The organism is Arthrobacter sp. NPDC080031 (assembly GCF_040702485.1).
Lineage (GTDB): Bacteria > Actinomycetota > Actinomycetes > Actinomycetales > Micrococcaceae > Arthrobacter.
The window spans coordinates 31,156-43,422 of sequence record NZ_JBFBLA010000022.1 but is presented as its reverse complement, the minus strand read 5'-3'; the positions used below and the strand labels follow the sequence as shown (position 1 = coordinate 43,422).

Below are 12,267 nucleotides of genomic sequence, written 5' to 3'. Positions count from 1 at the left end.
CGCGGATGACTTCCTTGACGCTTTGAAGGTAGAAGGAGATGTGGTGAGCAGGGATCACCACATCTGGTGATTGATGTGGTGATCTTTTAAGAGACCCAGCTCTTCGGCCCGGCGCACGGCCGAGCGCCGGCTGTTCGCGCCAAGCTTGGCGTAGATGTTCTTTGTGTGTGTCCGGAGGGTGTTGAGGGAGATGGTCAACTCGCGCGCGATCTCCGGTCCGTCCAACTCCGAGGAAAGAAGCCGAAGCACTTGCAGCTCGCGTTCGCTCAGGGGCTCGAGTAAGCGTTGCGGCGCCGGGATACCTTGGGCCTCGGTCTCGTGCGTTTCGGTCCCGAGCGACTCCACGAGCCAGCCTACGTAGTCCGGGGCGCTTTCCTGCTTCGCGAGCGCTTCCAGCAAGCTGGCCATAGCCTGCCCCTCATCGACGAACACGGTGACGTAGCCCTCTGGTTCGGCGAGCGCTACCGCGCGTTGCAGCGCTGCCCGTGCCGCGCCGTCGTCCGCTACTTTTTGGTGGGCGAGCGCCATAAGAACCAGAAGTTCGACGACGGTTCCCGTCCTGCCACCTTCTTCCGCGGCCCGAAGGAGTCGGCCAAGCAGCGCGATCGCCCGCCCGGCAGAGTCCTCCGTCGGCTGCGCCCCGTGCCGGGCGAGGAGTGCCCTGGCCAACGTGATGTGCTCGAACTCGTTCACGTAGGAGAGTTCATCTTCGTCGGAAATGCCGCGCTCACGCGCCCAGCGGAGAGCGTCCGACGTCCTTCCCTGCGAGATCCACATCCGCGCCCGCAGGGCCGCGACCGGATGCACCTCCGGAAAGAAGTCGCCGACGTAGAGGCGCTCTGCCTCGTCGAGTTGCTCAAGCGCGCCGCCCACGTCCCCTTCCGATTGGAGGACCCGGGCCATCGCGACCCGCGAGCGATACGGGTTTTGGGGCAGCGAGGCATCCTCGCCGAGCTTCTGGCTGGCCAGCAGGTGCTGCCTTGCGGCTTCACGTTCACCACGCTCAAGGAGGAGCATGCTCATTCCTACGTGCATGTCGGCCGTTCCGCGGAGGATGGGCTCCGGGTGCCTGCCCGCGACCTCGAGACCGCGCTCGTAGATGGCCATTGCGTCGCGGAGCCGGCCCTGGGCAATCCGGATGTCGGCCAGGGCGATGGAGCAACCGAGCATGTCCGAGTGGTGCCCGGCCCGTTCAAGGTTGGAATAAGAATCGGACCACAGGCCGAACGCTACGCCCAGGTCGCCGTTCGTCCAGTGGCCGAGCGCCAACAGCCCGGATGCCGCTCCGCGCTCAAGATGATCGTCCTTCGCGAGGAGGCCGAGCGCGGTAGTCGCGTGCATCATCGCCGCGGCGGTGTCCCCGACTGCGAGCGCCTGCGCTGCACGGTAGATCGCGATCGAACCGGTGAGGTTCCGGCCGTCGCCGCCTTCCGCCGTCGTACCCACCCGCTGTTCCGCCTCCTCGAGGCGGGCGTCGACGCCGGTGAGCTCGCCGCTTGCGAGGAGCGCCCCGGCGTAGGCAACGCCCAGCCCGGGCCGTGCGTGTATCAGCTCGCCGGGGAGCGCTTGGAGCCAGCGGCTCAGCGTGGCTTCCTGGCGGTCTTTACGCATGGCAGGGATGGCGAGCTCGATCATGTCCGCTGCCCGCTCGAAGTCCCTGCCTGCCATTGTGTGGCGGATAGCTTCGGGGATGTCGCCGTTTTGTTCGTGCCAGAGGCTTGCGCGCTCGTGCAGTTCGCTAAGGCGGCCAGGCTGCTCGTCCATGAGTCGCGCCCGCAGCACGTCGGCGAAGAGGTGGTGATAGCGGTACCACCAGCGCCGGTCATCTAGCGGAACCACAAACAGGTTCCCTCGATCGATCGACTCGAGCATGGCTTTTCCGGTGTTTTGGCCGGTCACTGCGTCGCACAGTGGGCCGTTGAGCCGGTTCAGGATTGAGGTTTGCAGCAGGAAGTTCCGGACGTCGGCGGGCTGGCGCTGAAGTACCTCTTCCGCGAGGTAATCGACGATGTAGCGGTCATCACCTGCGAAGCCTGCGATGAAGCCGGAGACGTCCTCCCTTCCCTGCATCGAGAGCGCCGCCAATTGGAGCGCGGCGATCCAGCCTTCGGCCCGACCTTCGAGGGCGGCGATATCCTGCGCATTGAGACTCAATCCCATCACGCCGTTGAAGTACGTGGCAGCTTCCTCCGGGGTGAAGCGGAGATCGGCGGCACGGATCTCGAGGAGCCTGCCACGTGCTCTGAGTCGCGGGAGCGGCAAAGCCGGATCGGCACGGCTCGCGATGACCAGCTGCAGCTGCGCAGGCAGGTTCTCGACGAGAAAGGCCAGCCCCTCCTGCACATCCTCACTCTCAATGACGTGATAATCGTCGAGCACCAGGACAAACCTGTTGGGCACGGCCTGCAACTCGTTGATCAGGGTGGTCAGGAAGTCTTCCGTGCCCGATTGCTGGGATCGGAGTATTGCGAGTGCTTTGGCGCCAAGACCGTCCGATGCCTTGTCCAGCGCAGCCACAAGGTAGGTCCAGAACAGCGTGGGATCGTTGTCCCGCTGGTCGAGCGAGAGCCAGGCGAGCGAGCGGCCATTGGCGGGTCCTTCTGCCAGCCACTCGGTCAGCACCGTCGTTTTCCCGAAGCCGGCGGGGGCTGAGACGAGGATCAGCGTTTGCCCGTCGGCTTGGTTTAGACGGTCGCTGAGCCTGCGGCGCGATACGAGCGCGCGTCGTAGTCCGGGGATGTGCAGTTTGGTCTCGAGCAACGGACCCGCCATCACGGACCTCCCTCGACAGCCGGTCACCTTGCCTCGGCCCGGGTGATCCCAGTCTAGTGCCGTGGATGTTGCTGTCGATCATGGTTGCCCAAGGCATGGCCCTCAGGAACCTGTGAGCCGCTGGATGGCGGAGGCCAAGGCGCGCAGCCGGCGGTTGCGGTCGAGGTCCCCGGTGCGCGTGGCCAGGTACACGGTGTTCAGGGGAGCGACCTCCGGCGTGTGCAAAAGACGGCAGCTTCGCTTTCGCGGGCTGCCAGCTCACCGTGTTCACGGACGAGGAAGAGCTGATCGGAGGAACCGGAAAGAATACTCCATGGCTTGTTGCCACGACGCTCGCCGAGTAAGCGGCCGGGTGCGCGACTACATGGCCCTCACCGGCCGGCCAACGGGTTCCCACGGTTCTCTGGACGACCCCGTCAAACCGGTAGCCTGTCAAACTGTAAGTCCAAGCCTCGATCAAACAAGGTGGACCAAGTGCCGGGCGAATCCCAACAGACGAGCGGGCCGCTTATAACGCCCCGGACGGGTCTTGCGCGCCAGGTCTCGGTACTCCTGGGACTCCTCGCTCTCTCCTACACGGTGTCTTTGCTGGGGTCCATGGCCATCCTTGGCAATGCCTCCGGCTGGTACGCGACGGCCAACAAAGCTCCCTGGACGCCGCCGGGCTGGGTTTTCGGTTCGGTCTGGACGGTGCTGTACACGGCGATGGCCGTTGCTTCGTGGCTCGTCTGGCGCCAAAGGTCGGCCAAAACCCGCGGAGCCATGACGGTGTACGGCATCCAAATGCTGCTCAACCTAGCGTGGGCGCCCACCTTTTTCGGCATGTACCCGGTATGGGGCGACGCCGCACTATGGCTTGCCTTTCTTCTCATCGCCGCGTTGGCTCTGGCCGTAACAGTCACAGTCATCCTGTTCGGCCTCATCAACACGACAGCAGGACTGCTTTTGCTGCCCTACATTTCGTGGATCGTGTTCTCGGCCAGCCTGAACCTCTATGCCGCAGCCAACAACTAACAAACAGGAGTAACAGTGAAAGCCGTCATGTACGAAAGGACAGGTCCGTCGTCGGTGCTGGTTCTGCAGGACAGGCCACTCATATCGCCGGGACAGGGCCAGGTCAGAGTCCGGGTGGTGGTGTCGGGAGTCAATCCCACCGATTGGAAGTCCCGGGCCGGGAGCGGGACCGGAAGCAAACTGGAGGCACCGAAGGTGCCCAACCAAGACGGCGCCGGCGTTATCGACGAGCTCGGGCCCGGCGTGACGGGGCTGTCCGTCGGAGATCGCGTTTGGCTCTGGGACGTTGCCTGGGGCAGTACCGAGGGCACAGCCCAGGAGTATGTGGTGGTGCCGGCCGCGCAGGCCGTTGCACTTCCGGACACGGAATCCTTCGACACGGGCGCTTCCCTGGGGATTCCGGCGTTGACCGCGCATCGTGCGCTGACCTCCAAGCAAAATGGTCCGGCCAGGCTCTCCCCCGGATCTTTGGAAAGGCAGGTCGTGCTTGTCACCGGAGGCGCGGGGGCGGTCGGGCACGCTGCCATTCAGCTCGCCCGCTGGGCTGGGGCAACCGTCATCACGACCGTGAGCGGGGAAAGGAAGGGTGAACTTGCCCGGCAGGCCGGCGCGCACTACGTGATCAACTACCGCACCGACAATGTTCCGCAGGCAGTATCACGAGTGGCCCCCACTGGCGTTGATACGATCGTCGATGTCAACGCTCCGGCGAACATCGGCACTGACCTCGCTGTGCTGAAGGCCGGCGGAACCATTTCCATTTATGCTGCTGCACCCGGTGAATCCCTGGCCATTCCCATTCGGGAGAGTATGGCAAAAAACGTTCAATACCAGTTTGTCCTCACGTACACCGTTACGGATCAGCAAAAGAGCGCGGCCGTCGCCGCCGTCACCGAAGCACTCAAAGCAGGGGCATTGCGTGTCGGCAATGAACACGGGCTGCCTCTAACCCGTTTTCGACTCGAGGAAACCGCCGCAGCGCATGACGCCGTGGAGCAAGGCTTCGTCGGAAAGATCCTGATCGACGTGTCCGCGCCCTGAGCTCGCGATCGAACTCGAGAGCGGCGAAAATCCCTGCATCACTTGAAGTTCGCCGCGTCGAGAGCGGCCTGCAACGAGTTGAGGTAGCCCTGGCTCGTGTAGGTTGCACCTCCCACCGTGTCCACGTTCGCTGATTGGCTCGATAGCACCTCGGATTTGAGCATCGGCACGGCCTGCTGGTCGATTTCGCCGGACAAGGACCCGACGTCGGTCAGCTGCAGCGGCACGACGTCGGTGATCTTGCCGCCGGATATCACGGCTTGGACCTGCACTGTGCCGTACCGGGTCTGGATCTGGCTGCCGTCGAAGGTTCCGTCTTTGGCGCCCGCACCGGCCGGGCCCGCTGGACCGGGGCTGGTGCCGGCCGCCGTCGGGCTGCCCGGTCCGGAAGTCGTTCCGGTGCCCGACGGCGGATTGGCCGCCTTCCCCGTGGCTGCGCCCGGGGTGGAGTCTGCCTGGTTTCCAGCCTGCCATCCAATCAGGAGGACGGCGGCGGAAGCGAGGCCGGCAAGTACAGCGCTACGGGCTCTCACCAGCTGAACCTTTCGTAGTGGATCCGGAAACGGGGTACGCCCGCCCGCTTTGCGTCCTCGACCACCAGGTCGGTCCAGTCGCGCGGCCCGCACACGAACACGTCGGCGTCCCGGACATGGGGAACGATCGTGGACAGGCTCATGCAGTGACTGGCCTCACGGGCCGGCAGCCAGCTATCGGGGCCCCTCTTCGGCCGGCGCCCCAGCAAGACGTAGAGGGTTGCAGATTTCCTGGTGCACAGGTTCTGGAGCTCGCGGTAAAGGTAGAGCCCCTTCTCGTCCGGCGCCCTGACGATCACGGTCATCTCGCCGGGAGCGAAGTCACCCTGTTCGAGCAGGGAGATGATCGGGGTAATTCCGATCCCGGCTGCGACGGCGACCGCCCGGCGGGTGGTGCGGGCCCGGTCCGTAAAGAGCCCGTAGGGACCCTCGATGCTTACCCTTGTACCGATCCTGAGGGAACTCAGCTCGGCGGTCCCGCCTCCCAGCTCACGCACAGTCACTTTCAGGCGAAGGATCCCGGGAGCCGCCGAGAGCGAAAAGGGGTGGGCGTGCCACCATAGCCCCCGCGACCAGAAGCGCCAGATGAAGAATTGGCCGCCGCGGACCTTCAGATCCGCCAGGGAACGTCCGGTCATCTCGATGGAGTACACACCGGGCGCCTCAGGAACGACATTGCTGACCCGAAGGTCGTGGCGCAGCGTCCGCAACACGGGAATGATGAACCGATAGATGAGCAGTGCGGCGGCGACCCCGAAATAGAGCGCCAACCAGTAGTAGCGCGCCCACGTTCCGTCAGCCAACAATTGCCCGGTGCTGAACTGGTGCGGCAGGGCGGCGAGCACCGCGGCGTAGGCGAGGAGGTGGACCACATGCCAGGCTTCGTAGGAGAGTTTCCGCCGGACAAGAACCAGTGAGGTGATCACGACGACCGCCAGTAGCGCGTACCCCAGATAGGCAACTTTCATGTCCGGTACCGAGTTGAACATGTCCCATGCTTCTGCAATGACATTCAATCGCGCCGTCGCAGCGTAGCCGATCCACAGCAGCAGCACATGTGAGGAAATGAGGTAGAAAACGGGCTTGCCCAGCCGCTGGTGAACGAGCAAGGCGCGGTCGTGGCCGAAGGCCCGGTCAATGAGCGGGAGCCGCGCAGCCAGGAGGAGCTGGATCAGCATCAGGTCGGCCCCCACGAGTCCGGCGATGATGCCGACGGCGGTAAGAGCGCCCGGGACGGTCTTGAATTCCACCAGTCCGCTGTCCGCCAGGAACAGCGCCAGTACAAGGGCTACCGACAACCAGACAATCGTCTCCAGCAAGTCGGCCAAACGAGCCCGGCGCAGATAGCGCGCCCGTTGTGGCACCCGCCGCTGACCGGCCGCCCGGCCCGTTGTCCCGGCCCGGGCCGTCATTTGCTCTGTCCCGCGGTGGCCCAAGGTCTGTTCATGTTCGCAATGCTAGGTTCGCGTTCTTAGAACTTTCTTCGAAGCCTGGAAACCAGGTCGCGAAACAAGGAAGCGGCCACAGGAGGGTTCCCGCGCTTTCCTCGGATCATCGGCAGGCGCACAATGATGACTGCTCCCGCGGCTTGAGTCCCGATTTCCGCCCGGCCGCCGTGCTGGGCGGCCACTTCAGCCACAAGCGCGAGCCCGAGCCCATAGTGGCGCGGCCCGGTACCGTCCTCCGGTGCAACGCCGGCAGGCGCTGCAGTTGCGAACCTTTCGAAGGCCCGAGGCTTGACGTCGTCGGAAAATCCGGGGCCGTCGTCGCTGACCGTGATGAAAAGGGTCCTCGAGTCTTTGGAAACGCCCACCTCCACGCGAGACCGGGCGAAACGGACCGCGTTGTCCAGCAACGCCACAAAAAGCCGGCGCAGCGCCGTCGGCGCGCCGGTGATCCGCATTGGGCCGTCGATTCCGCTTCGTTCAACCGGGATCCCGCGGCGCGCGGCAGAAACCGAAAACGATTCGACGACGTCGTCCGCCAATGCCACGACGTCGACGTCCGTGAGCTCGACCTGCCGCGAATCCGCCGAAATGAGCAGGTCTTCGAGCAATCGAGTCAGCGAGCGCGAATCTTCGATCATGGCGTCCACTTCCGCGTCAATGTTTCCCGGCGGCTCGTGCACTGGAGAAGATGCCACGCGGCGCCGCAGCATTTGCGCTCGCATACTCAGCAGAGTCAGCGGCGTGCGCAGTTCGTGGCTTGCGTCCGCGACAAATCGCCGCTGCCGGTCGAGGGCCTCGGCCATGGGCCGCATGGTGCGCCGCGCCAACCACACCGCCAGTAGGCTCGCCACCACCACTGCTCCCCCGCAGGTCAGCAGCAGGGCAACGCCCAGCCTGTTCAGTTCCTCCAGATTCTCGTGACGATCGAATACCGCCTGGACGACACGGCCACCCGAATCAGCGGTACGAACGGTGTATGAGCGGCCCCCCATCGAAACGTCCTCCTGGGCGGCGACTCCGCTGGCGGCGACAGCCTCGATAGCCTTCAAATCCGGCAGCCCTGACGGCATCCCCGGGGAGACCGTCAAAGTGCCTTGGTTGGAGATCGCCAGCCAGGTTCCAGCTGGCGCGTCCACGATCGAATCTACGTGCTCGGTGGCGGTTGTCAGCAAGCGCTGGGCTGCGGTGGCCTGGCTCGTATTGACAATCAACAGCACCGATCCCGCGATCGCCACCAAAAGCAGCACCAGCAAAGCGCCGGTCTGCAGGGCCAGTCGCCAAGAGGACCGCTGCAGCTCGTCCTCGGCTTGACCCTTCATGCGAGCGTGCCGATCCTGTAGCCGACGCCATGAATCGTCCGCACGCTGCCCCGTCCCAGCTTCCGCCGGAGGTAATGGACATAGGTATCGACCACCCCGGCTTCTTCCGCGTTCGGAAACACATACTCGAGAATCTCGTCACGGCCGAACACCCGGTTCGGCCAACGTGCCAGTTCCTCCAGTAGGGCGCTCTCCCTTTCGGACAGCACCACGACGGAACCGTCAGGTCGGATTACGCTGCGTGATTCCAGGTCAAAGCGGCCACCAGTGATCCGCAGGGTCGTGGCGGCGGCGATATGCCGGCGTCGTAAGGCACGCAAACGCGCCAGAAGTTCATCAACGTCGAAGGGTTTAGCGAGATAGTCCTCTGCACCGGCGTCGAGTCCCTCCACCCTGTCTGCGGGATTGCCCAATGCGGAGAGAATGAGCGCTGCGGTCTCGACGCCTTCCCTGCGCAATCTCGCCAACAGGTTCAATCCGTCCATTACCGGAAGGCCCCGGTCCAGAACCAGCACGTCGAATTCCCCGGTCAGGGCAAGGTGGAGGCCCTTTTGCCCGTCCGAAGCGCTGGAAACCTCGTAACCTTCGCCAACAAACAACTCTTCCAGCATCGCGCGAAGCTGCGCGTCGTCCTCGACCAAAAGAACGCGCGGCTTCATCTCATTCATAGTCGGAGTATAGGCGTCGGAGCTGCGCCCATCCGGGCGGTCCCGTCCGGATGGGCGCAGCTACCCGGGCCGACTGGCCCGCCAGTAGTCGTCACGATCTCCTCGACCGCCGGCATCACCGGCGCGGAATTCCTGAGCTAGACACTTCGTCCACGGTTGACGAAGAACATGATCACCGCGACCACGAGCACGATCGGAGCGATCCACAACAGGAAGCCGACAGCCTTCACCGTGCCGCCTATGATGAACAAAACGATCGCTATCACAGCCAGGATCCACAGCAACGCGCTCATTACCATTACCTCCCAAATTGCGGTTCTCGAACAGCCCCGGGGTCGGCGGCTGGCCTCAATCTACTCCGCGCGAAACACGGTTTCCAGTGATACGCTGCGGTCCCGGATCCGTTGGCGTCGAATGATTCGCAGAAGGCTTAAATAGCGACCTGCCGCGCAGGTCAGACGCCTTCTTTCCGGTCGCTGTTTTCCTTGCGCAGTTCCTCGGCAAGGGATTCATCAGCGCCGTTCTTGTCTGTTTCCGAGTATCGGTGCAGCCTGGGATGTCCGGCGCTGGGATGTCCGGCGCCCTGATCAGCATCCGGGTGCGCGTTCGGTCTCCCGGGATCTCCGTCGCTGTCCCCGTCAGCGGCCTCAGTGTAGGTGCGGATCCTTTCTGGACGGTAGTGCTCATAAAGACGTGCCTCCTCGTCCGGACCGGGATGTCCGCCCGGGTCTATGAGCGGGGCGTCCTTGACCTCGTCTTTGCCATGCTGGACGACGAGGTCATCGCCCTGGACCCAGGCCCCTTCCAACGGGACGAACGATTCCCGCAGGCCGAACAAGCCTGTCTTCACGGTAATCCAGCTGGGTTCACCGGTATCGCCGTCGAGGAAGAACTGGCCAATACCCCCGATCTTCTCCCCGTCCCGGCTCAGCACGTTGCCGTTGCCCCGAAGCAGGGCGTCGATGTGTTCCTTTGCGATCATGATTGCTCCTCTGGAAGTCCCGCTTTAGTCACTCGGAGATACCTCAGTCGTGAGGCCGCGGTCATCGGCAGAAGCCCGGTTCTGCTCTTCTGCGGGGCCGGGCGGATCTTCGGAGCCGGTCTCCGATGGCTCACCGGCATCTTCCTCGGCGAGCGGCACATGACCGCCGGATGGACCCTTCTCGGCGGCCGTCGAACCAATTGGATCCCTGGAAACCGGATCTGTATCGTTTTGGACGCCATCCTGGACCGGAGGGTCGGGTTCGTTTGTTTCAGTGCTCATCTTGATCACTTCCGTGAGGGGCCATGTTCCAGCCAAGGAAATCAGCTCCCGGGTTTCTCCGGGTTCGCATCGCGCGTGTGCCGCTCTTGTGCGCGCTCTTCGCTCATGTGCCCAAAGTAGCGCCGCACGCACATGCTGTCGAGATTGCCTCGGCGGCTCCGAACGCCCGCGCGGCGTCTTCAGCCGCCAGCTCATCCTCGGCGACGCGCTGGACACCAGCGGTGTCAAGGCAAGCTACGACGCCGGGGTCCTGACCCTGCGCATCCCGGTGGCGGAGAAAACGAAGCCGCGCCGCATCGAAATCGAAACCGGCGGAAAACAGCGCCAGGAGATCAGCGCCTGAGCAGAGGCAACCGCCGAAGAGCGGTCGCCGGACCTGAAGTTCTCGCCTATGCCAACCCGGCAGCGCGCGGGCAGTTGTTCCATCAGATACCGGATGAGCATTTCGGCCCTGGGCGAGGGGACGCGCCAATGCCCGGTGTCACCCTGTGCCGGGCATTGGCGCAGCTACCGCCGAGAGCGTCTTCCAGGGAAATCGCCCTCATCCCGATCGTAGGCTGCCGAAAGGGCCGGCGCTTGAGTACCGGCTACCTGTTTTCTCCCCGCGGACGCGCACGACTCGTGTTACTGATGCCGTCGGATGTAAGATTCCGGATCCAGATCGTTGCCAGTGATCCCTCCCGCGTGGCCCGCTTCAAAGGCACAGAAGGCCAATCCGATCGCGTGCCGGAGGTCCAAACTGGCATGGCGACGAAAATCGCTCAGTCCTTCGCGCTCTTCCTCCGCCATGTGGTCACCGTTTACTTCATTCACTTTCGCGATTGCGAGCCACCACTCTGCGGAGCCGGTTTCGTAGGCGCCTACATTTGTGATCGCGTCCCGGATCCCGTTGTGGTCATGAATTGCGTCGCTTGTCTCGCCCTCCGGAGAGTCCTTGCCGCCGGCTCCCTTGCCTAGCGAAAGCAGCTCCGGGTAGAACAACAGCTCTTCAGCCTTCGCATGGACCTCGAGGAGAATACGTAACCGTGACCAGACAGCATCGAGGTCCGAAGCCGACGCATCGCGCATCTCGTCCAGGAGCGCAAACATGCGACGCTGGTCGTGATGATCGTTGAGAATCACATCGGTAATGTCCATGGCGTGCCCCTTTCACAAGGTTCATCCGCGAATCCCTGGATGCATCCTATGAATGCGCAGGAGTCCTTGGGATTGACCCATTGGAATGACGTCGAGCATTCATTTCAGTAAGTATACTTACCATATTCTGCTGTACCCCAGGGACGTTCATGGACCATCCTCGCATGGATGGGGAATCGCGTAGCGGCCGAGGTTGGAGCAGCCAAAAGGAAGGTTGCCACTCATGAAGGACCAAACGAAAAGCGCTAAAGACGTCGGAGTCCTGTTCGATGTGGATGGAACCCTGGTCGACTCCACCTATTTCCACACCACGGCGTGGTGGCAGGCCTTCCGACAACAAGGACTGGACGTGCCTATGGCCTCCATCCACCGCCACATCGGCATGGGTGGAGACAAACTGCTTGAGAGCCTGCTCCCCGCGAATTCCGATCGGGATATCCGCGATACCGTCGAGCGCGCTCACGGCGCAATTTTCTCGACCTTTTGGCCGGCTATCCGGCCCTTCGAATCGGCAAGGACCCTCCTGCAGGCGTGTGCGGAATCCGGATTGGCCGTGGCATTGGCCTCCTCGGCACACGAGCGGGATCTTCGGGTGCTCCGAAACATCCTTGATGCCGAACCCTGGATCGACTGCGCGACGAGTTCAGCCGAGGCGGCCGAGAGCAAGCCCTCCCCCGACATTCTCCTAGCCGCACTTGAAAAGCTGCACCTAAACGCGGCAGATGTCGCATTTGTCGGCGACTCCGTCTGGGATGTCAAGGCTGCGGCCCGGATCGGCATTGAAACGATCGGCCTCACGTGCGGGGGGATCAGCGCAGCCGAGCTTTTCGACGCAGGTGCCATCGAAGTCTATTCAGGACCAAAAGCACTCCTCGAGCGACTGGACGCCAGCGCCCTTGGAAAACTTGCACGTCGGAACGATGACGCGGAACCGGGTGGAACCGCCCCCGGAGCCCCCACGGACAACGCATCGCGATAGTCCCCGCAGGAAAGAAACGCCCCCTGCGGGGCGACCCGGACCTTTGCCAGGCTCAGTTCGCGCACTTCTCCGACCACATTCATCAAAGGGGT

14 protein-coding genes and 1 pseudogene are annotated in these 12,267 nt (G+C 63.5%); 5 read left to right on the top strand and 10 right to left on the bottom strand.

Annotated features, from left to right (window positions below):
- Nucleotides 1-54 precede the first annotated feature (54 nt).
- Together AB0323_RS17640 and AB0323_RS17635 are read right to left on the bottom strand one after the other, a co-directional pair.
- The gene (locus AB0323_RS17640; RefSeq protein ID WP_366178476.1) at nt 55-2,772 is read right to left on the bottom strand and encodes a LuxR C-terminal-related transcriptional regulator; all 2,718 of its coding nucleotides are present in this window, start codon (nt 2,770-2,772) and stop codon (nt 55-57) included.
- 102 nt (nt 2,773-2,874) lie between these two features.
- Nucleotides 2,875-2,997, bottom strand: coding sequence for a hypothetical protein (locus AB0323_RS17635; RefSeq protein ID WP_366178475.1), 123 nt, complete (start codon nt 2,995-2,997; stop codon nt 2,875-2,877).
- 2 nt (nt 2,998-2,999) lie between these two features.
- Between AB0323_RS17635 and AB0323_RS17630 the strand changes: the two are divergent.
- From AB0323_RS17630 to AB0323_RS17620, 3 genes and pseudogenes are all read left to right on the top strand, one after another.
- Nucleotides 3,000-3,113, top strand: a pseudogene (locus AB0323_RS17630) (type 1 glutamine amidotransferase domain-containing protein); the annotation flags it as partial.
- 133 nt (nt 3,114-3,246) lie between these two features.
- Nucleotides 3,247-3,786, top strand: a complete 540-nt coding sequence (locus AB0323_RS17625) for a TspO/MBR family protein (RefSeq protein ID WP_366178474.1) — start codon at nt 3,247-3,249, stop codon at nt 3,784-3,786.
- A 15-nt stretch (nt 3,787-3,801) separates the two neighbouring features.
- Nucleotides 3,802-4,827, top strand: coding sequence for an NADPH:quinone reductase (locus tag AB0323_RS17620; protein ID WP_366178473.1), 1,026 nt, complete (start codon nt 3,802-3,804; stop codon nt 4,825-4,827).
- A gap of 38 nt (nt 4,828-4,865) precedes the next feature.
- Here AB0323_RS17620 and AB0323_RS17615 read toward each other — a convergent pair whose 3' ends face one another.
- From AB0323_RS17615 to AB0323_RS17585, 7 genes are all read right to left on the bottom strand, one after another.
- Nucleotides 4,866-5,360 (bottom strand): FMN-binding protein, encoded by a 495-nt coding sequence (locus AB0323_RS17615; RefSeq protein ID WP_366178472.1) that lies wholly within the window; start codon nt 5,358-5,360, stop codon nt 4,866-4,868.
- Nucleotides 5,357-6,679: a ferredoxin reductase family protein gene (locus AB0323_RS17610; RefSeq protein WP_366178471.1), complete on the bottom strand. Its 1,323-nt coding sequence runs from the start codon at nt 6,677-6,679 to the stop codon at nt 5,357-5,359. The genes AB0323_RS17615 and AB0323_RS17610 overlap by 4 nt, the downstream gene beginning before the upstream one ends.
- 152 nt (nt 6,680-6,831) lie before the next feature.
- Nucleotides 6,832-8,127, bottom strand: a complete 1,296-nt coding sequence (locus AB0323_RS17605; protein ID WP_366178470.1) for a HAMP domain-containing sensor histidine kinase — start codon at nt 8,125-8,127, stop codon at nt 6,832-6,834.
- Nucleotides 8,124-8,795, bottom strand: coding sequence for a response regulator transcription factor (locus AB0323_RS17600; RefSeq protein WP_366178469.1), 672 nt, complete (start codon nt 8,793-8,795; stop codon nt 8,124-8,126). Before AB0323_RS17600 ends, AB0323_RS17605 begins: the two co-directional genes overlap by 4 nt.
- A gap of 137 nt (nt 8,796-8,932) precedes the next feature.
- The gene (locus AB0323_RS17595) at nt 8,933-9,088 is read right to left on the bottom strand and encodes a hypothetical protein (RefSeq protein WP_171983377.1); all 156 of its coding nucleotides are present in this window, start codon (nt 9,086-9,088) and stop codon (nt 8,933-8,935) included.
- A gap of 161 nt (nt 9,089-9,249) precedes the next feature.
- Complete coding sequence (locus AB0323_RS17590) at nt 9,250-9,777, bottom strand: PRC-barrel domain-containing protein (protein ID WP_366178468.1); 528 nt, start codon at nt 9,775-9,777, stop codon at nt 9,250-9,252.
- 24 nt (nt 9,778-9,801) lie between these two features.
- A complete protein-coding gene (locus AB0323_RS17585; RefSeq protein ID WP_366178467.1) occupies nt 9,802-10,059 on the bottom strand; it encodes a hypothetical protein in 258 nt (85 codons plus the stop codon).
- A gap of 1 nt (nt 10,060) precedes the next feature.
- Here AB0323_RS17585 and AB0323_RS17580 point away from each other — a divergent pair, with 1 nt between their 5' ends.
- Nucleotides 10,061-10,402: an Hsp20 family protein gene (locus tag AB0323_RS17580; RefSeq protein WP_366178466.1), complete on the top strand. Its 342-nt coding sequence runs from the start codon at nt 10,061-10,063 to the stop codon at nt 10,400-10,402.
- Between the two features lie 281 nt (nt 10,403-10,683).
- On the opposite strand, the gene AB0323_RS17575 is transcribed toward AB0323_RS17580, so the two are convergent.
- Nucleotides 10,684-11,196 carry a hemerythrin domain-containing protein gene (locus AB0323_RS17575; RefSeq protein WP_366178465.1) on the bottom strand — a complete coding sequence of 171 codons (513 nt, stop codon included), beginning with the start codon at nt 11,194-11,196 and terminating at the stop codon, nt 10,684-10,686.
- Between the two features lie 223 nt (nt 11,197-11,419).
- Between AB0323_RS17575 and AB0323_RS17570 the strand changes: the two genes are divergently transcribed.
- Nucleotides 11,420-12,175 carry an HAD family hydrolase gene (locus tag AB0323_RS17570; RefSeq protein WP_366178464.1) on the top strand — a complete coding sequence of 252 codons (756 nt, stop codon included), beginning with the start codon at nt 11,420-11,422 and terminating at the stop codon, nt 12,173-12,175.
- The last annotated feature ends 92 nt before the right edge of the window (nt 12,176-12,267 follow it).